Origin of the sequence: Plesiomonas sp. ZOR0011, assembly GCF_000800945.1 — a bacterium.
Taxonomy (GTDB): domain Bacteria; phylum Pseudomonadota; class Gammaproteobacteria; order Enterobacterales; family CAMTGL01; genus Plesiomonas; species Plesiomonas shigelloides.
The window spans coordinates 22,820-45,282 of record NZ_JRKB01000021.1 but is presented as its reverse complement, the minus strand read 5'-3'; the positions used below and the strand labels follow the sequence as shown (position 1 = coordinate 45,282).

Genomic DNA, 22,463 nt, shown 5'->3' with positions numbered 1-22,463 from the left:
GCATATTTTATCAGACAGAAATTAGTATGATTTTTAAAAAGAAAATATGTGCGACCTTTATTTCATCAATATTGTTGGCATCACAAGCAGTGCATGCTAATTCAAAAACAGAGAATATATACGATATATTGAATGAAGATGGGATCGTGGTGGCTGGAGCGTTTGGCCAATCCAATGTTTTAGCATTATCTGATAGTGGCAATACCGCACTAGGATTTTCGGCACCCAGTATGTATGCGCCTTCAACTGATGTGGTAGCAACGGTATGGGATAGTAAAAAGGGAATGATTAGCCTGCCAAAATATAGTGGATACAGTGGGTTAAGTGCAGCACGTTCTATTAGCGGTGATCATCAAAGTATCGTTGGCTACCTTAGCCGAGAAACGGGCGGTGAGCGTGCAGTGTATTGGGATAATCAATATAACATTCATCTGCTAGATAACTTATCCAGTAATGAACATGCAAGCTCTGCTGCATTTGATATAAGCCGTGATGGTAATATTATCGTTGGTCATGCTACTACTGACAGTAATCTAGAATCAGCGGTGTATTGGACTAAGCATGATAATAAAGTGCATGCGCTTAATATGCCTGGTGATTACTCATCCGCGAGTGCCGTAAATGGCAATGGTACGATGATTGTTGGTAAAACCAATATTGGATCATCAGATATTAAACATGCCTTTCGCTGGACAGATAAAGGTGGTGTTGAGCTATTACCCAGTTTAAGTCGAGATCACTCTACCACTGCAAATGGACTGAGTGATACAGGTCGAGTGATCGGCACTGCAGAAACTAGCCCAACTACTCTTAGGGCGGTGTATTGGGATACAGATAATCAGATTCATGACTTAGGTACACTAGGTAAAGACAATCAAGGTAGCAGCCAGACGATTGGTATCAGTCGTCTTGGAACTGTGATATCAGGGAGTAGTTCTACCGATGATGGAAAACGGTTGGGATTTATCTGGAAAGAAGGCGTGGGCATGCGCTCAGTCAATCAGTGGTTGACTGATGCTCATGTGGATGCTGGCACAATGATAGCGAGTAGTGTGAATGCCATGTCTTCAGATGGTGCAACCATTGCAGGGCAATTGGCGGATGGCAGCGGCTATGTTGCTCGGGTTGTCACCATTAAAGAACCACCTATTGTGAAACCAGAAGAGCCAAAGCCAGAACCACCTATTGTAAAGCCAGAAGAGCCAAAGCCGGAACCGCCGACTGTGAAGCCAGATGAGCCAAAACCACAACCTCCGAGCGTTAAACCGGATGAACCTACGCCAGACGGTGGCAGTGGTATTGTCAACGTGGATCAGGTGAATCAATCGTTATCGTATGTGCAGCAAAGCATGGAGTTACAGCGCCAAGCGACTGTGCAAGCGGCCGATAATGCCGATTGTGCGACCTTTGGACCTAACGGAATGTGCGTGAAAGTTAATGCAGACGTGCGAAATCGCAATGATGATATCGGCGAATACACTAATCCTTCAGCCACTATTACCATCGCCAAGCAGCTGCAAGAACATGGCCGCGCGGGGCTATCGGTGACAGAGTTACACAGCCATATCAAGAACGATATTGGCACTAAGATTGAGCAAACGGCACCGATCTTCACGGCCTTTGTCGGCTACGGCAACGATACGGATCTGGGATGGAAAGGTTACGCTGGCATCAGTGTCTTAAATGCGCCAGTGGATATTGATCGCGCCTATTACAATGGTGCTGATAAAGAGTGGGGTTATGGTAAAACTCGCGCCCGCTCATTGAACTATCAGGTACGTGGTGGTTATACCTTCCAACCTAATAGCCGTTATCAGGTGACGCCATTTGTGGCATTGAACTATAACGATACTAAATGGAATGGCTATCAAGAAACGGGTGATGGAGCGTTTTTAGCCGCGTTTAGCAATCAACGTAGCCGCGTTTCGACTCTGCACATTGGCGTTGATAACCAGTATCAGATTGACGATAAAAATAGCATGGGTATGACGTTGGGTTTGCGTAAAAACCTGCATACCAATAACAGTACAGGTAATGCGATCGTGCTGGATGGCTTTGGTGGCTTAGCAACCCAGTATCAGGTGGCCAAGGTCTCTAAAGTGTTACCCGAGTTGGAAGCCAATTACTCCTATACGCTGGATAAAAACCAGAAGGTCACATTGTACTCTGGTTATCGCGATGTGGGTTTTGGTGCCGGTGAAGTGAATGGCGGGATCAGTTACCGAATTAATTTCTAAATAAAAACACAAGAGAATATCAGCCCAGAATACCATGAAAATGGAGCTGGGCTTTTTTATTCACCAAATTAACATTTGCTTATTTCACTTACCATGCATAACGTAGGGTTCCACAATATGTAATAATTACGAAATGTTTTATCAATAGTTCTGCATGTAACAAACAGTATATTTTGGATCTGTGTCTTGTGAGTTTGGCAAATCAATAGGATACGTTACAGATTTTATTATATAAATCATAAACCTACATTGTTTATTTCCTATTCTCCCGTATAAAACATATCAGATATATGTGTGACTTATTGTTGTGTGTTGAGGCGGAACGCGACACAATATACAGCTTTAAAGCAACATAATTTTATTTGAGAGTTTAGGGATGTATTCTTTAAATGATTGCCTTTATTGGGTTGGCGGATCCATTCCCGATCTATTTACCTTTTCGAATGTAAATCATATTCAATCAGTTAATGATATTTCTGATAGCGCAGCCGGTGCGGTTTGCTTTGATTATGATGATGAGCATGAGTTGCAGGAGGCATTAAGACTCTTTTTCAGTAAGCCGTATCGCTGGTCATGGTGTGTTTTTACGACTAAAAAAACGGCGTTCACTGAGTGTGTGGCGGATGATGTTTTTAAAGAGGAGTCGGCTTTCCGATTATGGCAGGAAGTCAAAACAAAGTTTATGACGATATCAGATGCGGACTTACTCAGTCCACTGGTAGGTTGGTTAGGGATTAACCGAAAGCGCAGAGTTTTACCACTAAAAGATACTCAAACTACGGCGCTTTACTTCTATCCCATTATCGAGTGTTTTTATCCGGATTTGCAGTCTGCGTATAACTATATATTGGCAGAGGAGAAGCGCGGAATTCTTGAAGCTGATGTGTTAGTCGACAGAATCCGAGTGTGTCCACATTGCCATAGTGGGCACCTCAATTATGTTGAGGTATGTCCTAGCTGTAATGATATCGACATTGATACGCAAAGTTCATTGCATTGTTTTACATGTGGCTATGTAGGTGAGCAACAGCTGTTTTTGCGAAGAGGAAAACTGGAGTGTCCAAAATGCCTCACACAATTACGCCATATTGGTGTGGATTATGATCGTCCACTTGAAAACTATACCTGTAATAACTGCTCTCAGCATTTTGTTGAGGCGCAAACTGTTTGTCAATGCCTGACATGCTCAACGAAAACTTCTCCAGATAAGTTAATAGTAAGAAAGATCTATAAGTTTATGTTAGGAGAGCAAGGTGAGTATATTTATCAACATGGTAAAACGGCTCAGGCCCCAGAGCTATCCATTAAAGGAAAAGTGGACGTCAGTTTCTTTAAAAATTTAATTTTATGGGTGAATAAGGTTGCGCTACGTCATAATGACTCACACTTGCTATTAGCCCTTCATTTGCCATCATTTAAAGATTACAACCAACAATATGGGGAAAGTAAACTATTTTCTCTTATTGAGCAAATTACGCTCAGACTCAGTGGTATGTTTCGGGATACGGATATCTGTTGTCAGTATCGACAAGATGTGCTGCTTGTTTTAATGCCTAAAACACCTAAGGCTAGTTTACCGGCATTAGAGCAAAAATTAGCACAATTAAGTAAGCTGATTACAGATGATGGCTTTGAGTTGAATGTATTTGCTTGGGGGCTGCCAGAGCCATCGATAAGTGACAGTGTTGATATTTGGATAGAAAATATTATCGGTGAAGTTTATGCTTCATGATAGTTGGATGTTACTGCATTACTCCGTCGGAATGCTATTGAATAACCATGCATTGTGGATGGTGTTATTCCCTGGGTTAATAATTGTAGAGTTGCCTCTTTATCTTTTGGTTTTTACTGGGATCTTTAGATGGGCCTACAATCAGCCGCAATATACTGTTAATCAGTACCCTTCAGTAAGTATTGTGATTACTTGTTACGGCGAGGGTGATGCGATAGGCGTTACCATAGATACTTTAGCGGAGCAGTTGTACCCAGGGATCATTGAAATCTTAGCCGTTGTGGATGGCGCAGTGCAGAATAAGGCTACATATCTTGCAGCATTACACGGAGAGAGAAAATACAAAGGCCTTAAAAACAGAAAAGTAAGAGTCGTGCCAAAGTGGCAACGTGGTGGCCGAGTGTCAACTCTCAATGCCGGACTTTCGGTTGCCTCCGGTGACATTATCATGAATGTTGATGGTGATACTTCGTTTGATAATGATATGGTGATGACCATGGTCAGCGAGTTTTCTTCTGCCAATGTTATTGCCAGTGGTGGTGCATTACGTGTCAGGAATCATGATAAAAATATTCTGACTAAAATGCAGGCTCTGGAGTATATGCTTTCAATGCAGGCGGGTAAGACCGGCATGGCAAATTGGGGGGTGCTCAATAATATTTCTGGTGCATTTGGCGCTTTTAGGAAACAGGTGTTGTCTCGGATTGGTGGATGGGATACTCATACCGCAGAAGATCTCGATTTGACGATGCGTTTAAAGCAGTATAAACGACGTTATCCAAAGCATAAACTGACGTTTGCGACACACGCAATAGGGCATACTGATGTGCCAGATACGCTGAAAGGGCTTATATTACAGCGATTGCGGTGGGATGGGGACTTACTCTTCCTCTATCTACGCAAGCATAATAAAGGATTGTCGCCCTCGCTCTTAGGGTGGGGAAATTTTATCTTTATTCTTGTTTACGGCATACTGCAAAATGTACTATTGCCATTTTTGGTTATTGTGTTTTCGGTGTATTTAGTCTTTAGCTATCCGATACAGTCAGTATTGGCGTTATGCATGCTTTTGTATTTTGTCTATTTGTTTTTCTCATTACTATTATTCACTGTTTATATCGGTTTAGTGTCTGAGCGAAAAAGCGCAGATATCCGTATGGCGAAGTGGATCTTTGCTTATCCTATCTATCAGTTTTTAATGCGAATGGTAACAGCGTTTGCCATGATAAATGAAATTGTTCGGCGTAGCCATGAAGAGTCAAGTATGGCTCCATGGTGGGTGTTGAAAAAAGGGAAGAAATTCTAAAATGAAAGTTAATTTTCACTTGGATAAACAAAATAACCCACAAGCTGAAAATGGCGTTAAGGTTCAATATGGCGCGCCGAAGCGCGGCGGATATCGGATACGGTGGTATATAATCTTAGCTATCGTTATCAGCCCTGTTGTGTTGATGGCATATTATCTTTTCCGTTCTCAGTTTTTGATTACCGCGCCCGCGATTGTAACGTCAAACCCGATTACATTGACTGCACCACAAACGAGTGCCGTGTTGTCAATCGATGTAAAAATAGGGAGCGCAGTCTCGAAAGGGCAAGACCTTATTTTGTTAGATGATCAGGTTTTAAATAAAGAGATAAACTTTATTCACGAGCAGTTAGCGACATTGACCTATCATAATGATACTAATACTGACGTATTGTATCAGCAGGCTATTGCTAATACTGAGCAAAGTGTTAAAAAAGCGGAAAGCGCCCAGCGCAAATACGATTTTTATCGTGCAAAGGGACAAGTTTCTGATGTGGATTATACGGCGATCGTTAATATCAATAACAGCTTAAATAGTCAATTAAGTAGCCAGAAAGTGGCGTATGAAGATTCTCAGCGTGATTTACGCCAGATGCAGTTAGCTGGTCCGGTGGCACAAGCCCACCGCGCTTTAATGAAAGAGTTGGTGGTCAAGCAGGCAGAAAAAGAACGTTTGACGGCTAAAGCCCCTTTTGATGGGCGTATTTTAGATATCTTCGTTAAAAAAGGTGAGACAGTCAGTGCGGGTGCGCCATTACTCACGATGACAACGAATACCCAACCGGAAGTGGTCGCGTTCTTAAAACCGAAATATTTGGAGTACAGTCAATTGGGCACAAAAGCTAAAGTGACCTATCCCGACGGTAAAGTGTATTTTGCGACAGTGTCGGGACCGACGGAAACGGTCAATAAGTTACCGACTGAATTGCAGCGTCCTTTTGAAGGCCAACCTGCCTATTTAAAAGTTCGCTTAGCGTTTGATAAACCGTTAGACCGCGCTCGCTGGGTAGATGGCGTCGAAGTGGAAGTGACTTTTTAGTGCGTTGCGTTTTACTCCGTTTGGCATGACCAGCCTATAAATAAAAAATCCCGGCAATACCGGGATTTTTTATGAAGCAGCAAATCACTTAGCGTTTAACCAAGAAACCTGCGTTACGCATTCTGTCGACCACAATGTCTTTTTGTTGCGGGGTCAATGCACGCAGTGGCAGACGTGGGTCACCAGCATCGATGTCATGCAGCGCCATCGCCGCTTTACCGGCGGCAACACCACCGAACTCGACCAAGACACGGATCAGTTCGATCACGCTGTTCATCCCCGCATAAACCGCTTCGTGGTTACCTTTTTGGTAATCAGCGATGATTTGCAGGAAGTGAGGGGCGGCATAGTTATAGGTACTGCCCACCGCGCTGGTGGCGCCGACCGCTAATGCGCCCGGTAAGTGCTCGTCTACCCCGAATGGAATATCAAATTTGCCGCCGCATGCACGCAGGCAACGTTGGTATTCGTACAAATCTGGGCTGTTAAACTTGAGGCCGGACAGGTTTGGAATACGGGCATCGGCTTTGATCAGGAACTGCTCCATGTCGAAGTTCACGCCTGACATGCCGGAGTGATAGTAGTAGAAACCTTTCGACGGCGCCGCGGCGGCCACAGTAGCACAGTAGGTGACCAAGTCATCCAGCGAGCCAGGCTTGAAGAAGCAAGGGCCAATGACTGAGGTCGCGAAAATATCGAGGGTTTCTGCGTGGCGAGTCAGCTCTAAGGTGTCGACAATGCTGAGGGCGCCGGTATGGATAATCAGCTTCAGTTGACCTTGCGCCGCGCTCACCCAACGTTCGGCGATGGCTTTACGCTCGGCAACCGAACAATGGATCCCTTCGCCGGTGGTGCCGCAGATGTAGGCACCACGCACACCGTCACGAATCAGGTGAGCGGCAATTTTGTCGATGCTATCGAAATTTACGTTGCCGTTGGCATCAAAAGGGGTATGCGGGGCGGCAATCAGTCCGGAGAGTTTTTCCATCTTTCAGTGCTCCATGAAGTAAAACTTCATAAGTTAAGTTTATATCGGAGTTTTATTCATGGTATGGAGTAAAGCTTCATCGCGCAATGGCTATTCATCAAAAGCCGGCGGCAGATGTACAAACTGTGATTGGGATAACATCCTCTTCCTTGAGCGGTTAATGTGGTGACTTAGCGCTAATTTGGGGCCGATCTCATCCTTCTCACTGGAGCTTTACTTCACAAGCGCGGCGTGAAATGTAAGAATCAGATCAGGGATTTATGTTCATGATGTGGAGCAGTTTATGGTTGCCAAGCACCTGCCGGTAAAAACAGGAAAAGTTCTGGATATGATGGGAAGCCTGTTTGAAAGCATGACGCCGTCTGCTCGCCGCATTGCCGAGTTCGTGCAGCATAATGCCGAAGAGGTGACCAAGCTCTCCATCGCGGAGCTGTCACACAAAGTGAATGCCGGTGAGGCGACCATCATTCGCTTTTGCCGTTTGCTCGGTTTTAAAGGTTTTCAAGACTTTAAGATGGATTTGGCCATCGAGCTTTCTTCTTTGCACCACAGTGATCGCTCGATTTTAGATACCGACATCGCCCCGCAAGATAATGTGGAGCTGATTGGGCAAAAGCTGCAGCAGGGCATCAATAACGTGCTCTCTGAAACCTTAAATTTACTCAGTTTTCCGACCTTAGAGACAGTGGCGCGCCAGATCCGTGAGGCGCGTGGGATCTATATTTTTGGCGTGGGCTCCTCTGGCATAACGGCGGAGGATGCGAAAAACAAGTTCATGCGTATCGGTTTTAATGTGGATGCGCTGACCAATAACCACTTTATGTACATGAAAGCCACGCTACTGCAGCCGGGCGATCTGGCGATCGGGATCAGTCACTCCGGCGTGTCGGTGGAGACCACGAAGGCGCTGCAGTTGGCCAAAGAGGCGGGGGCGTATACCGTAGCGTTGACCCACAATCCTAAATCGCCCCTGTGTGAGTATGCCGATGCGGTTTTGCTCAACGGTAACCGTCAAGGACAGATGCAGGGAGACTCCATCGGCACCAAGATAGCGCAATTGTATGTGCTCGATTTGCTGTATACCTTGCTGGTCAAAGACGATATTACTGGCTCGATGGATAAGAAACAGCGCACGACGCGCGCACTCGGTGTGTAAGCGCGGAGTCTTGCTCCGTGAGTATTGATTCATGAGTATCGTTTCGTGAACGCCGCGATTTGCTGCGCGCGTTCACCGCAGCCCTGATTCCCTGGCCATCGCTCGGCGTTGGCGGAGGGAGTTTTACTTCCTTCCTTCCTTCCTTCCTTCTTTACTGTTCTGTTATTCGCTCCACGCCTATCGAACGGGTTTCTCTCTACGGGATTTTCGGTGGGCGTTGCGGTCAAAATCCAACCGCCTTCTCATTTTTTAGCCTCAGGGGAATCAAAACTGAGGTGTCCATCTCCATTTTAACTTGTCTTCTTTGAAGTTTAACTCCATTGGCAGTAGATTGAATTAAAACTTCATTCTCTGATTTATTCTTGGAGTTAAACTTTATGTCAGTTTATGCACACTCCGTTCTGGCCCGGCTAAAGACCGGCTTTGTTTCCTCATGCCAACCGGTGGATGACGGTCCGATGGACACTCCCGCCATTATTGCCGCCATGGCGCAAGCCTCAATTGCCGGTGGTGCGGTGGCCGTACGCATTGAGGGCGCTGAGAACGTTAAGGCGGCACGGACAAAAGTCGCTGCTCCGATTATCGGGATTGTGAAACGTGATTTAGCGGATAGCCCCGTGCGCATTACGCCGTATCTGGATGATGTCCGCGCGCTGGCTGAAGCCGGTGCTGACATTATTGCCATTGATGCTACCGCGCGTCAGCGTCCGGTTAGTGTTGCGGACTTGGTGGCGGCGATCCATGACGCAGGTTGTCTGGCGATGGCGGATTGCTCCGATTATGCCGAAGGCATGGCGGCATTCCATCTGGGCGTGGAAATTATCGGTACGACCATGTCCGGTTATGTCGGTCCTGTCACGCCAGCGGAGCCGGATTTGGCGCTGGTAACCGCGCTGAAGCAAGCCGGATGCTTTGTGATGGCTGAAGGGCGCTATAACAGCCCGCAGCTGGCGGCGCAGGCGATTTTAGCCGGTGCGGATTGTGTCACGGTGGGCTCGGCTATCACGCGGATCGAGCATATTTGTGGCTGGTTTGCCGATGCCGTGGATGGGGCGAAAAGCGAACGTCACGGAGCCGTAGCATGACCATCTGTCTGGCTGTTGATATTGGCGGCACCAAGCTGGCGGCGGCCTTGATTGAGATGGACGCGACCTCCTCGTCGTCTGCATCACGCATGTCTGCGCCACGTATTGTGGCGCGTCATCTGGCGGAAACTCGCTCATCGTGTGATCCGCAGGTACTGACTGCCACCTTGACCGAATTGCTGGGGCCGCTGGCGGCTTCGGCTGATTACGTGGCGGTGGCGTCGACCGGCATTATTGATCACGGCGTGTTGACGGCGCTAAATCCACACAATTTGGGCGGATTGAATCGCTTCCCTTTGCAGAGCGTGATTGCCGATATCACCGGTCTTCCCGTTTACCTCATTAATGATGCGCAGGCTGCGGCCTGGGCGGAATATCTGGCTTACGAGCAGTCGTTTGCCGATCTGGCGTTTATCACCGTGTCGACCGGTGTTGGCGCTGGGTTGGTGCTTAACCATCAGTTAATCACGGGTGCTCGTGGCATTGCCGGACACGCCGGTCACATGCTGGCTGATCCGCAGGGGCCTACGTGCGGTTGTGGCCGTCGCGGCTGCGTTGAGGCCATCGCCTCGGGTCGCGCGATAGCTGCGGCTGGACAAGCGGTGTTCGGTACAGATTGCAGTGGCCAGCAGGTGTATCAACGCTATCTGCAAGGCGACGCGCAGGCGCAAGCCATTATCGAACGCTCTGCGGCCGCAGTAGCGGAGCTTATCGCTAACCTCACCATTACGTTGGATCTCGATGCAATCGTTATCGGTGGTGGTGTCGGGCTGGCAGAAAACTACATCGCCTTGGTGGAACAGGCGTTGGCACGCATGCCAGCACTCTATCGACCACAGGTATTACCCGCTCGTTGCCACACGGATGCCGGTTTAATCGGCGTAGCCCAGTGGGCATCGGCGCACAGTCAGGCACAACAATAACGATTGCCTTAACCCTATACTCTACACAGAACAGAGGAATACTCATGGAGACGCATGCATTTGGTACGCTGAACTATCTAGTTCTTATCGGCTATCTTGCCGCGATTATGCTGGTCGGTGTGTATTTTGCGAAACGCCAAAAATCAGCGGATGATTATTTTAAAGCGGGCGGACGTATTCCAGGCTGGGCGGCAGGGGTCAGTGTGTTTGCCACTACACTGAGCTCTATCACGTTCATGTCTATTCCGGCCAAAGCCTATACCGGTGACTGGACATTTCTGATTGGCCAGTACATTACGATTGCGATTTTGCCTTTCGTGTTTATGTACTACATCCCGTTTTTCAGAAAGCTCAATCTGACCTCGGCGTATGAGTATTTGGAAAAGCGTTTTGATATTCGGATGCGCTTATTTGCCAGCATTTCGTTCATGCTGTTCCATGTGGGCCGCATCGCGATCATCACTTATTTGACAGCATTGGCGTTGATGCCGTTTGTGGATATGAGTCCACTGACCATCGTGTTCCTGATTGGCGTGCTCTGTATTATTTACACCTTCCTCGGCGGTATCGAAGGGGTTATCTGGACTGATGTTATCCAAGGCATCATGTTATCCGGCGCTGCGGTGTTAATCTTCATCATGATCTGCTTTAAGGTCGATGGTGGGATCACCGAAGTGTTTGCGGTATCCGCCGCTGCGGATAAGTATTTCCCAGCGAGCCAAATGGGCTGGAGCTGGACCAGCAGCACCGTACCGGTTCTGATGATTGGTTTCTTCTTTTCTGGCTTGCAGCAGTTCACCGCCAGCCAAGACGTTGTACAGCGTTATATCGTGACTGATTCTATTGAAGAAACGAAAAAAGCGCTGATCACCAATGCCAAATTGGTCGCCTGTGTACCGGTGTTCTTCTTCGCTATCGGCGCAGCACTGTATGCTTACTATGGCCAGCATCCTGAGCTGTTACCGAAGAACTTTAATACCGGCGGTATTCTGCCATTCTTCATTATCTCTGATATGCCTGCCGGTCTGGCTGGATTGATTATCGCGGCTATCTTTGCGGCATCCCAATCCAGTATCTCCAGCAGCTTGAACAGTATTTCGGCGTGCTACTCGTCTGACATTTACAGCCGCTTTGGTAAAGCCAAATCATCAGAGCAGAACCTGAAAAGTGGCCGTCTGGTGACCGTGATTGCCGGTGTGCTGGGGGTGGTGGCTTCCACGTATCTGATTATGTCGAACGAAAGTGAACTGTGGGATGCGTTCAACAGCCTGTTAGGCTTGATGGGTGGCCCAATGACCGGTCTGTTTATGCTGGGGATCTTTGTTCGCCGTGCCAATGCCAACAGTGCACTGGTTGGGGTGATTGCCGCCGTGGCTTCCATCTTGTGGGTACGTTCGTTCACTGACCTGAACTTCTTCTTCTACGGGGCGATTGGCACCATGATGGTGGTCTTCGTGGGTTATCTGACCGCGCCACTGTTCAAGAGCTGTAAGCAGCCGGAGAATGTGGAAGCCCTGTCTTTATAACACGTGATTAATAGGGTAAGTCATTGAGTTGTTCTGACCCGAGTAAATGATTATCTCCTACCGGTCTGCTCACACACAAAGGGTGGCAGACCGTTTTTTTCTAGCATGTATAGCGATGTGAGAGCGCTTGCTATATATGGATGACGAGGATGTACAGCATGATTTTTGGTCATATCCAGCAACCCCACACTTACGCTTATTTGCCTGTAGCGCTTAAGCAGGCGATTCACTATTTGCAGCAAACCGATATGCAAAGCTTGCCGGTAGGGCGACATGATATCGAAGGGGATTTGCTGTATGTCAACGTGATGGCATTTGATACTCAGCCCGCCGAGCAAAAGCAGGCTGAAGTGCATCAAGAATATATTGATATTCAGTATCTGATCTCGGGCGCAGAGCGTATTGGTTTTGGGCTGGAAAATAGTGATAACCCAGTAGCGAAAGCCTATGACGCTGAAAATGATTATTATCTGGTGGCGTCAGTGCGCGATGAGTCTGAGGTGCTGTTGGCGCCGGGTATGTTTGCGGTCTTTTTCCCAGAGCAACCGCATAAGCCGGGCTGCTGTATCGGGCAACCGGCGGCATTGAAAAAAGCCGTAATCAAAATGCATAAGTCGCTACTGTAAAGCCGTGACTGAGAACGTATTACTCAGATAGCTGAAAATATCGCGATAATATAAACGCGAGTGGTAATAAAAAAAACGCCTCCCATCCATCTTAGTGTGGCAAGGAGGCGGTTTTATTTTCACTGGATTAAGTTACAACACCATGGCCGCCAGCCAACCGAATGCTAGCATCGGGATATTGTAGTGGACGAACGTCGGCACCACGGTGTCCCAAATGTGATCGTGTTGCCCATCAATATTCAACCCTGCCGTTGGGCCAAGGGTGGATTCTGAAGCCGGAGAGCCGGCATCGCCAAGCCCGCCGGAAACGCCGACCAACGCAATGGTGGCAATAGGCGAAAAGCCCAGCGAGATACAAAGCGGGACATAAATGGTGGCCAGAATGGGGACGGTGGAAAACGAAGAGCCGATCCCCATGGTGATCAACAAACCCACCAAGAGCATTAAGAATGCCCCCAGCGCACGGTTAGAGCCGATAATGCTATGAATCGAGCTTACCAATTCCTCCACACCACCAGTGGCTTTAATTACGGCGGCAAACCCCGAGGCAGCAATCATGATAAATCCGATCATGGCCATCATTTGCGCGCCATGATTAAACACATCTTGCGTATTTTTCCAGCTAATTACGCCACCGAGGATAAAGACAAAAAAGCCGACCATCGCGCCAAAAATAATCGCGCCGGTATAAATCTGCACGCCTAACGCCACCAAAATGGCCAGCAGTGAGACGGCAATACTCTTTTTATCGATGGTGCCGGTTTCTGGCTCGGCTTCCAATGTTTTGGCAATATCGTACTGGCGCGGCTTGCGATAACTAATAAAGAGTGCAGTCAGCAAGCCCAAAAACATGCCCAGCACTGGCAGAATCATCGCCTGATAAATCTGATCGGGTGATACTGCCATACCATTATCGACAATACTATTAAGTAAAATATTGTGCAGATAAATACTGCCAAAGCCGACCGGTAAAATAAGGTAAGGGGCGATCAAACCAAAGGTGATTGCACACGCAATGGCGCGTCGATCAATGTGCAATTTATCCATCACATGTAACAGTGGCGGGATTAAAATCGGAATAAAGGCAATATGAATCGGAATGGCGTTTTGTGACAGTAATGCTACCACCGTGATGGCAAGAAATATCACATATTTAAATAACCGTTTTTTATTGTCACTCGGGGCAACGCCAATGCGATGGATAATGGTGTTTGCCAATAAATCGGTGATCCCCGAGCGAGAAATAGCAACTGCAAACGCCCCCAGCATGGCATAGCTCAGCGCAATATTAGCGCCACCCCCGAGGCCATCGGAAAAAATAGTAATAGTTTCATGTAAGCTATGACCGCTCAGTAATCCACCGACAATGGCGGAGGTGGTCAGGGCGATCACAACGTTGATTCTGGCTAAGCTGAGCAGCAGCATAACGAGAACGGAGACAATAACAGGATTCATATTTTTAATTGTTTGGTTTAACAAGGTGAGCAAACGCTGCGGTACAACAAATAACATCAATACATGTGATTAATTACTGCGTACGTAGCACAAAGAGATAAAAATGTGCGATGTTAACGTAGATGGATGTAAAGCAAAGTAGCCATTCCTTTTATTTCCCTGCATTAATAAATTTAATTTGTTTTTTATAAAATGATAGTTTTGCAAATTGCGTAAGATAAACCGAATGACTGTAACGCAATAATATGCATAAGTATAGTGACATGCGGTTATTTATCTGCCACTGGGTAGTGAGTGAGATATTTTTAACCACCTTTCTTCATTGCCGATTAATAGCGCCAATAAAACGCTCCCTCTTGGCGCATACCCTGTGATTTTCCTCGTTCTTAATCTCATAGGCCGCTTGGCATGCTCAATGTGTTCCGTTGATTGGCACCCCAATTCTCACCATTCACGCCCTTAAATTACCGTTCGTCGCATAACCACATAGCGTGTCTTCGCACCTTGTACAGTGCTGTCATCAATACAGGATGTAGGAGTTCAATCATGCACAACCGTGAGTTACTGAGCAGAGTCATTTGTTGCGTGTATCTCGCAACGCCGGAGGTGGCCAATGTTGCGCTTTGAAGGCATCACCAAACATTATGCGCTGGGCAGTCGTGAGATTACCGCGCTTAACGGCGTGAGTGGGGAGATCCACCGCGGTGAGATGGTGGCGCTGTGTGGGCCATCAGGCTCGGGCAAAAGTACCTTGCTGAATGTGTTGGGGTTACTGGAGCCACATTATCAAGGCGTGGTGACGCTTGATGGCCAACGTTATCCGCAGCACGCGCGTAAAGCAGCGATGCTACGCCGCACCCAACTGGGCTTTGTCTTTCAGCGTTTTAACCTGATCCCCGTGATGACCGCATGGGAAAACGTGGCCTATCCCTTACAGCTCAACGGCTGTAGCGAGCAGGTACAGCGCCAGCGCGCGCAAGAGATGTTGTGCCGAGTAGGGTTAGAAACCGTGCTGCACCAGCGCCCAGATCATCTCTCGGGTGGACAGCAGCAGCGCGTAGCGATTGCGCGGGCATTAGTCCATCGCCCGCAGTTGGTGATTGCCGATGAGCCCACAGCCAGTCTCGACAGTGAAACCGCCGCGCAGGTGGTTGGATTGATGAAAGCATTGAGCCGAGAAACCGGCACCACCTTTGTGGTGGCTACGCACGATGCGCGGATGGCGCGGCACTGTGATCGCTGCTTGACGTTAGTGGATGGCACCTTGGTCGGGGAGGATTTGTCATGGGCCAGTTAACGGGGCGGCTGTGGCGCATTGCCGCCTTGAATCTGTATCGCAACCGGCGGCGCACGGTGTTGTCAGTGTGCATTATTGCCATCGCGGTGTTTGCGCTGACCAGTGCCGGTGGCTTTGGTTTGTATACCTATGATTCGCTGCGGGAGTCGACAGCGCGTGATGTCGGTCATTTGACCATCAGCCAGCAAGGTTACTTCGCGCGTGAAGAAGAAACGCCGCTGGCCAATGGTCTGCACTTTACGCCGCAGATGAACCGGCTATTGAGCGCTAACCCCGCCATTGTGGGCATTGGGCCACGTATTGAGCTGACTGGGCTTATCTCCAACGGGGCGAAATCGACCATTTTTATGGGGCTGGGGGTCTTGCCGCAGGAGTTTACCCTCAAGGGCGAATTTCTGGATCTGCGCTCAGGGCATACGCTCACCGAGCCCACCAAGGGCAATAGTGGCGCTGCCGCCAAACAGGTGGACGATCCGCAAGTGATGTTGGGCGTGGATCTGGCGCGTAACCTGAACGTGCGGGTTGGCGATTCGGTGACCTTACTGTCGACTACCGCCGATGGTGCGCTCAATGCGCTCGATTTTCGGGTGGCGGGGATTTACTCCTCCGGCGTGCCCGAGGTAGATGAACGCCAGCTGTATTTGCATTTGAACGCCGCACAGGAGTTATTGGCGTCCGATAAGGTCAGCACGCTGTCGCTGTACCTGCACAACACCGCCGCTACCGAGGCTGTTGCACCGTGGGTTAATCAACAACTGACGGATCTTGGTTTGGCGCAGGCGTTGGAAGTCACGCCGTGGCAAAAATTGGCGTTTTTCTATCAGAAAGTCAAAGACCTCTACGATCGCCTGTTTGGCGTGATGGGCGGGGTGATGAGCTTGGTGGTATTTGTCGCCTTGTTTAACACCCTCACGATGTCCGTTACCGAGCGTACTCGGGAGATCGGTACCCTTTCTGCGCTGGGGGCCTATCCGCTCGACATTATCGGCGGATTTATTCGCGAAGCGGTGTGGTTGGCGGTACTGGGCTCGCTGCTGGGGACACTGTTGACCGGCGTGACCAGCCTGACCTTGCAGTGGGCGGATGTACAAATGCCAGCCCCGCCTGGGCGCAGTGCAGGCTATCCACTGCATATTTACTTTTCGTGGCAGCTGGCTTTGTTGTGCGCAGCCGGTGTGATGGTGATTTGTGTGTTGGCGGCGTGGCTGTCGGCGCGTAAAGGGGTTCGTAAACCGATTACGGAGGCGTTGGCTTATGTATAACCTCATAGAACACGGCAACATGCGCGAGCAAAGCGGGCGTGCGCAGCTTGGGAAGAATGAGCAGAGAACGGCTCGCCCTCGGTGGCAAGGGGCGTTACTCGTCGTGTGTACGGCGATCACGCTGTGCACTAGCACTGTTAGCTATGCCGATGATGTGGCAGCGATGGTGCGTGAGGCCGATCGCTACCGCTTACAAAGTAATGCGGCCAAGGTGATCTCCAACGTCAGTTTGTACCAAGACGGCAAGTTGGATAAAACCCGTGAATATCACGTCTATCTGCGTGAAAACCGAGAATCACTGGTGCTGTTTAAATCCAGCGTGGAAGCGGGGCAAAAAATGCTGATGCTGGGGGATAACTATTGGCTGCTGATGCCGAAAAGTCGGCGTCCTATTCGCATCACCCCGATGCAAAAGCTGCTGGGGGAAGCGTCAGTGGGAGATATTTCAACCCTAACCTGGAGTGATGATTATCAGGCGCAAGCCGATGGCCGTGAAACGGTGACGCCGCCACAGGGTAGCGCGGTAGCCACCGAGCGTTTGAAGCTGACCGCGAAAACCCCCGGCGCTAGCTATCAGGCGATCACGCTGTGGTTAGCGCAGGGCCGCCACTATCCCGTGAAAGCCGATCTCTATGTGCAGTCGGGCAAATTAGCCAAGCAAGCGTGGTTTGATGTGCAAGGCGAGCGGGTGCGCAGCATGACGCTGCAAGATCGGATCCAAAACGGTAAATCGACCGTGATTGTTTATCAATCGGTCAGCCCTGAGCGATTAGATGATCGGTTTTATAATCCGGCGTATCTGATTCAAAACGGAGCGGGGTTGTGAACAGCAAGTTCGGTAGAGGCGCGCGGCGGATGTTCGGCAGCATGCTCTGTGCAGTAGGGCTCGGCAGTGGTTGGGCGCAGGCTGCATCACTGCCGATGCCGATCGCGGAATGGGACTGGATGCTCAGCGCCAGCCAAACTCAGCATCGCGCCACGCCGTGGACAGACAAGCGTGACGCGCAACAAACCTTTGGCGCATTGCTCGATGTGCAAACGCGCTGGCAGCAATGGACGGGGCGCTTTGCACTGGTGGGCGATCCACTATGGCAGGATAATGCGCCGCCGAACAGTGCGGACACTGAGCTGGATCTCATCCCGTATGAGCTTTTTTGGCAAGGTCCGTTAACGCTCGGAGAGACCAACGCGGATGTGACGCTCGGCAAAATCCGTCTTGATTGGGGCGTGGGCTATGGTTATCGTCCGTTAGATCTGTTTTTGCCCTATCAGCAAAATCCGCTCGGTATTCAGGTAGAAGAGGGGCCGGGTGTGGCGCTACTTTCGCTCTACGATGCGACCGGCGAATGGAGTCTGGTAGCCACCGATGCTTCTTGGGTCAGCGAGCAGCGCACCACACCATTGCAGCGCCAAAACCAGCAGCGCGGTGTGGGTCTGCGCCATTATCGCTTAAGTGGCGATAGTGAGTGGCAAGTGATTGGCTATGTTGATGATGTGCGCAAAGGCTTACTCGGCGCTTCGTGGGTATCGGTATTGAATGCCAGTTGGGAAGTGCATGGCTCTGCGCTGTATCAGCGCCGTTACTGGCAATATGCACTGCCGCAAGAGAGTCATCAGCCGGTACAGCTCAAAGAGCAGCACGATGCGGGGCAAGCCCTGATCGGGGTTAACTGGGCGGGGAGCAGCGGTCAAAATGTGATTGCCGAATACTGGTATGACGGGCGCAGCTGGCGTGACAGCCAATGGCAAGAGGCCTTGGCGCGCGTGGGCAGTTTGCAAGCGCAACAACAGCCGGCATTAGCGGGGGCGTACGCACAAGGATTTGAGCACACCAACTTGATGGCGCATAACCTGTTAGTGCACTGGAGTTTGGATAAAAGTGCGTGGCGTAATTGGACTTGGAGCCAGAGCTCAGATTTGTTGTCGCGCGTCACGCCCACGCTTGATGTGCTGTATGCTCCGCAAGATGGTGGGGTCATGCTGACGCCGCGCGTGAATATCGAATTGCATGACTCGGGTGCGTCATCGAGCGCCTTGGAGCTGGTGGCGCGCTATGCCGGTGGCGACAGCCACTCGGTGTATGCCCAGATCCCCGATCGACTGACGTTTTTGCTTAATCTCAAAGGACGATTCTGATGCGAACCCCGTTTTGGCTGGCCGCATTAAAGGCGGTCAAGACCCCGCGCTGGTACAACGCCCGCAGTAGCATCCTGTTTACGACGTTATTTTGCGTGTTGGTGGCCTTAGTTACGCAGACCATCTGGCCAAGCCCCTTGATAGAGCACCTGATGATCAGCATCGGGTATGGCTACAGCTATCTGGTGTGCTCGTTATTGCTCTACTGGCGTCTGCCCAATTGGCCGCAGCATCGTCACACGCTGGTCGCGCTCGCCACGTCTATGCTGGTGGGCTCGGCCAGTGCTTACGCGATGTTGAGCAAATACCCGCAGTTTGCGCATTTAACCGCGATGCGTCCGGTCGTGGTGCTGGCGTTCATCTTTACTGGGGTCTGTTCGCTCTATTTTTACCACCGCGAACAGCAGCGATTGGCGCAGCAAGCACTGGCCGAAGCGCGTCATCGGCAAACTGAGCAGGATAAAGCGCTGCTGTTAAGTCAATTAAAGCAATTGCAAAGCCAGATTGAGCCGCATTTCTTATTTAATACCTTGGCCACCATTCATGCGTTGATCATGGTTGAGCCACAGACAGCACAGCAGATGTTGGGAAAATTAACGGCGCTGCTGCGCGGATCGTTACGCCGTCACCGCCAGACCTTAGTGCCATTAGCCGAAGAGCTGGCGTTGGTGGAAGCTTATTTGGAAATTCAGCAGATCCGCTTAGGCGAGCGTCTGACTTATCGCTTGCCGCAGGACAGCGAGCTGGGGCAAATCCAGTTCCCGCCTTTGCTGTTGCAGCCGTTAGTGGAAAATGCGGTGGTGCACGGCATTGAGCCGAAAGCGGAAGGCGGTGAAGTGCAGATCTCTCTCTCACTGCAAGATGAACAGCTGGAGCTGGCGGTCAGTGATAACGGAGTTGGGCTGGCGCCGCACTTGAGTGATGCGGCGAGTGATGTCCATAGTGATGCGTACAGCGCCGCAAGCCGTGCGATAGCGGGCAGTCATATTGCGCTGGAGAACATTCGTCAACGGCTGGCCGGATTGTTTGGCCGCGCGGGGGAGCTGCGCGTGCAGCAAAATGCGCGTGGCGGCGTAACGGCTACTTTGCGCATTGACCGTCGGCAACTCAGCCGCTTACCGGAGGGGGAATAATGGAGACACCCGTAACCGCAATTATTGCTGATGATGAGCCACTGCTGCGATTTCACCTTAATCAGGCTTTGGCCGAAATCTGGCCGACGCTGGATATCGTGGCACAAGCGGCCAATGGCTCACAGGCACTCACCGCCATTGAACAGCATCAACCGGATATCGCGTTTTTGGATATCAAGATGCCGCAACTTGATGGCATGACCTTGGCGCACCGCTTACAGACGCTGCCTTGCGTGCCGCTGGTGGTGTTTATTACCGCCTATGATGAGTTTGCTGTGCGTGCGTTTGAGGAAAATGCCGTCGATTACCTGCTCAAACCGGTGTCAGAGACGCGTTTGCAGCAGTGCTGTCAGCGCCTGCAAGCGCGCATCGCGCGTAATCGAAGCGCCAGTCATCATGCTCAGCCGCAAGAGCTGTCGTTATTGTGGGATAAGCTACAAGGCATGCTGGAAAAGCCAACCTACTTAACCTGGTTACGCGCCAGCAAAGGTGAGGATATCCACCTGATTGCGGTAGCCGATGTGCTCTATTTTCGCGCCAGTGATAAATATATCTCGGTATTTCGTGCTGGATTGCAGGGGTTGGAAGAGTATCTGCTGCGCATATCGCTACGCGAATTGCTGGCGCAACTCGATCCTGCGCAGTTTTGGCAAATTCACCGCGCGGTGGTGGTGAATGTCGCGCAAATTGACAAGGTAAAAAAAGATCTCACTGGTCGCATGTTTGTACATATTGGCGAGCAAAAATTACCGGTCAGCCGCGCGCAGCAAGGGTTGTTTAAGTAAGCCGAACGTCATATGCCCAAGCATCAGGTATGCAGGTGGTGCAGGGAAGGTGCGGATGAGCAGGCCGACTGAAGTGCATTGACGTTCGGCCTGCGATTGGTTAACGCGCAGTGTGAATCACCAGAAGGTAGAGTCTACATAGCGATGACTCGCGCGATTAAAACAGCATCTGTGTCAGATAGCCCATAAATACCGCCATACCGAGGATCACCGTCAAGAACGCCACAATCATTGGCGTTTTGAACATTGAGCGTAGTAACACCACCTCCGTCAGGCTTGCCCCCGCGCTGCCAATAATGAGCGCCATGACTGCTCCCATCCCCATGCCTTTAGCTAACAACACGGAAGCCAGAGGAATGACGGCTTCTGCACGAATATAAAGTGGGATCCCGATCAGGGCACTAAATGGAATCGCCAGCGGATTATTGGCGCTCGCATGCTCGGCAATCCAAGCGGTCGGAATGAAGCCGTAAATGAAAGAGCCAATCAGTACCCCGAGCAAGAGATAGGGCAACACCGCTTTAAACTGTTGCCATGCCTCTGCACCGGCTTGGGCAAAATTAATGTTGTGCGTTGATGCCTGCTTGTTCTCATTACGCACGCAGCAATTCGCGTCCGTTTGCAGAGAAATAGCGTTGGGTGAGGAGGTCAGCGCACGGTATGCCGGCGTGTTCTGAAGATTAAGGTTGAGCTGGTGCCGTTGAGTCATTACCGCTGATTTTACTACCGGCGCGCAGCACGTATTGGTTGGTGCACACGGGCTGGATTTTGCTGTCTGAGCGGGAATGATATGACGTTCAAAGCCCAGTTTATTGAGCAGCATGCTCGCCAATATCGAAACGCCGGTGGCGATGCTGGCGTAGAGTAACGTGACTTGCCCGCCAAAGGTCGCCCAAATCAAACCCACGATAATCGGGTTCAGCAGCGGGGAGACAAAAAGAAACGTCAACGTTGGCCCAAACCCTGCTTTAGCGGATAGCAATCCGCGTAGCATCGGGATGGTTGAGCAGCTGCAAAATGGGGTTAATGCGCCCAGTAGCGCAGAAATAGCATAGCCTTTACCTCGTTGGGCACCCAACAGGGATTGGATTTTGCTGTCGGGCAGTTTTTGCCGAATCAGGCTGACGCCTGCACTGATCAGCAAAAACAGAATCGACAGTTCGAAAGCTAAAAATAAAAACATATGGCTGGCATCTTGGAGCATGGTGAGCCAATGGTGCATGGGGAAGATCCTTACAAACTTAGTAAACTATATTTCTAAAATAATCGAAATGTAATGGTGGTCAAGATATTTCTGGTATTATCGAAATATCACTTTATCAGAGGTATTGTGCATGCAACTGGAAGAGGCCGCTAAGGCATTGAAAGAATTAGGGCATCCCACTCGGTTGTTCATTTTTAAACATCTGGTCAAAGCTGGCGAGCAGGGGTTACCAGTCGGTGAATTACAAAAACAGTTAGCCATTCCAGCGTCGACATTGAGTCATCATATTGCCGCCTTGGTGTCGGTTGGGCTGGTTAAGCAAAATCGAGAGAGCCGTACCCTCTTGTGTGTATCGCAATACTCGGTGCTGGAAGACATCATTGAATTTTTGCGTGCCGAATGTTGTGTAAACAGTAAACAACACTAGCCATATCCAGATGGCGGTGTTCATGCGTTGATCGTTTCAATTATTCTTGTATAGTTGTAATAATGAGTTTGGCGATGATAACAAGAGCAAACGCGATGAAGGGCAATGCTCGTGTTGTCATCCATCTTGCTGGTTGCAATGAGATT

19 protein-coding genes are annotated in these 22,463 nt (G+C 49.8%); 16 read left to right on the top strand and 3 right to left on the bottom strand.

All coding sequences use genetic code 11. The features are described from left to right. Positions 1 to 26: 26 nt before the first annotated feature. The 4 genes from L975_RS03560 to L975_RS03545 all read left to right on the top strand — a co-directional run bounded on the left by L975_RS03560 (position 27) and on the right by L975_RS03545 (position 6,314). Positions 27 to 2,237, top strand: coding sequence for an autotransporter domain-containing protein (locus L975_RS03560; protein WP_081995590.1), 2,211 nt, complete (start codon positions 27 to 29; stop codon positions 2,235 to 2,237). A gap of 376 nt (positions 2,238 to 2,613) precedes the next feature. Further along, entirely contained in the window at positions 2,614 to 3,969 is a 1,356-nt protein-coding gene (locus L975_RS03555; RefSeq protein ID WP_039045120.1) for a diguanylate cyclase domain-containing protein, read from the top strand. Positions 3,970 to 3,976: 7 nt separating this feature from the next. After that, the gene (locus tag L975_RS03550) at positions 3,977 to 5,275 is read left to right on the top strand and encodes a glycosyltransferase (protein WP_218185546.1); all 1,299 of its coding nucleotides are present in this window, start codon (positions 3,977 to 3,979) and stop codon (positions 5,273 to 5,275) included. Position 5,276: 1 nt separating this feature from the next. Continuing rightward, positions 5,277 to 6,314, top strand: coding sequence for an HlyD family secretion protein (locus L975_RS03545; RefSeq protein ID WP_047707219.1), 1,038 nt, complete (start codon positions 5,277 to 5,279; stop codon positions 6,312 to 6,314). 88 nt (positions 6,315 to 6,402) lie between these two features. Here L975_RS03545 and L975_RS03540 read toward each other — a convergent pair whose 3' ends face one another. Further along, positions 6,403 to 7,302: a dihydrodipicolinate synthase family protein gene (locus L975_RS03540; protein ID WP_047707216.1), complete on the bottom strand. Its 900-nt coding sequence runs from the start codon at positions 7,300 to 7,302 to the stop codon at positions 6,403 to 6,405. 283 nt (positions 7,303 to 7,585) lie between these two features. Here L975_RS03540 and L975_RS03535 point away from each other — a divergent pair, with 283 nt between their 5' ends. The 5 genes from L975_RS03535 (at position 7,586) to nanQ (ending at position 12,618) form a co-directional block, all read left to right on the top strand. Continuing rightward, a complete protein-coding gene (locus tag L975_RS03535) occupies positions 7,586 to 8,458 on the top strand; it encodes a MurR/RpiR family transcriptional regulator (RefSeq protein ID WP_039045116.1) in 873 nt (290 codons plus the stop codon). A gap of 377 nt (positions 8,459 to 8,835) precedes the next feature. Continuing rightward, a complete protein-coding gene (locus L975_RS03530) occupies positions 8,836 to 9,543 on the top strand; it encodes an N-acetylmannosamine-6-phosphate 2-epimerase (RefSeq protein ID WP_047707213.1) in 708 nt (235 codons plus the stop codon). Then, entirely contained in the window at positions 9,540 to 10,466 is a 927-nt protein-coding gene (locus L975_RS03525; RefSeq protein ID WP_047707209.1) for an N-acetylmannosamine kinase, read from the top strand. The genes L975_RS03530 and L975_RS03525 overlap by 4 nt, the downstream gene beginning before the upstream one ends. A gap of 44 nt (positions 10,467 to 10,510) precedes the next feature. Next, entirely contained in the window at positions 10,511 to 11,992 is a 1,482-nt protein-coding gene (locus tag L975_RS03520) for a sodium:solute symporter (protein WP_047707295.1), read from the top strand. Between the two features lie 149 nt (positions 11,993 to 12,141). After that, entirely contained in the window at positions 12,142 to 12,618 is a 477-nt protein-coding gene (nanQ, locus tag L975_RS03515; protein ID WP_218185545.1) for an N-acetylneuraminate anomerase, read from the top strand. A gap of 132 nt (positions 12,619 to 12,750) precedes the next feature. Here nanQ and L975_RS03510 read toward each other — a convergent pair whose 3' ends face one another. Beyond that, positions 12,751 to 14,073, bottom strand: coding sequence for a Na+/H+ antiporter family protein (locus tag L975_RS03510; protein WP_047707291.1), 1,323 nt, complete (start codon positions 14,071 to 14,073; stop codon positions 12,751 to 12,753). A gap of 613 nt (positions 14,074 to 14,686) precedes the next feature. Here L975_RS03510 and L975_RS03505 point away from each other — a divergent pair. Genes L975_RS03505 through L975_RS03480 form a run of 6 tightly spaced genes read left to right on the top strand, consistent with a single transcriptional unit; the run spans position 14,687 to position 20,686 of the window. Beyond that, positions 14,687 to 15,370: an ABC transporter ATP-binding protein gene (locus tag L975_RS03505; RefSeq protein WP_047707206.1), complete on the top strand. Its 684-nt coding sequence runs from the start codon at positions 14,687 to 14,689 to the stop codon at positions 15,368 to 15,370. Beyond that, positions 15,358 to 16,632 (top strand): ABC transporter permease, encoded by a 1,275-nt coding sequence (locus tag L975_RS03500; RefSeq protein ID WP_047707204.1) that lies wholly within the window; start codon positions 15,358 to 15,360, stop codon positions 16,630 to 16,632. The genes L975_RS03505 and L975_RS03500 overlap by 13 nt, the downstream gene beginning before the upstream one ends. After that, positions 16,625 to 17,458 carry an outer membrane lipoprotein-sorting protein gene (locus L975_RS03495; RefSeq protein WP_230400773.1) on the top strand — a complete coding sequence of 278 codons (834 nt, stop codon included), beginning with the start codon at positions 16,625 to 16,627 and terminating at the stop codon, positions 17,456 to 17,458. The genes L975_RS03500 and L975_RS03495 overlap by 8 nt, the downstream gene beginning before the upstream one ends. After that, on the top strand, positions 17,455 to 18,768 hold the full coding sequence (locus L975_RS03490) for a hypothetical protein (protein WP_218185544.1): 1,314 nt from the start codon (positions 17,455 to 17,457) through the stop codon (positions 18,766 to 18,768). The genes L975_RS03495 and L975_RS03490 overlap by 4 nt, the downstream gene beginning before the upstream one ends. Then, entirely contained in the window at positions 18,768 to 19,901 is a 1,134-nt protein-coding gene (locus tag L975_RS03485) for a sensor histidine kinase (RefSeq protein ID WP_081995589.1), read from the top strand. Before L975_RS03490 ends, L975_RS03485 begins: the two co-directional genes overlap by 1 nt. Next, positions 19,901 to 20,686 (top strand): LytTR family DNA-binding domain-containing protein, encoded by a 786-nt coding sequence (locus L975_RS03480; protein ID WP_047707203.1) that lies wholly within the window; start codon positions 19,901 to 19,903, stop codon positions 20,684 to 20,686. Before L975_RS03485 ends, L975_RS03480 begins: the two co-directional genes overlap by 1 nt. A gap of 157 nt (positions 20,687 to 20,843) precedes the next feature. On the opposite strand, the gene L975_RS03475 is transcribed toward L975_RS03480, so the two are convergent. Beyond that, positions 20,844 to 21,908, bottom strand: a complete 1,065-nt coding sequence (locus L975_RS03475; RefSeq protein ID WP_047707201.1) for a permease — start codon at positions 21,906 to 21,908, stop codon at positions 20,844 to 20,846. Between the two features lie 112 nt (positions 21,909 to 22,020). Here L975_RS03475 and L975_RS03470 point away from each other — a divergent pair, with 112 nt between their 5' ends. Next, complete coding sequence (locus L975_RS03470) at positions 22,021 to 22,317, top strand: helix-turn-helix transcriptional regulator (protein WP_010863229.1); 297 nt, start codon at positions 22,021 to 22,023, stop codon at positions 22,315 to 22,317. The last annotated feature ends 146 nt before the right edge of the window (positions 22,318 to 22,463 follow it).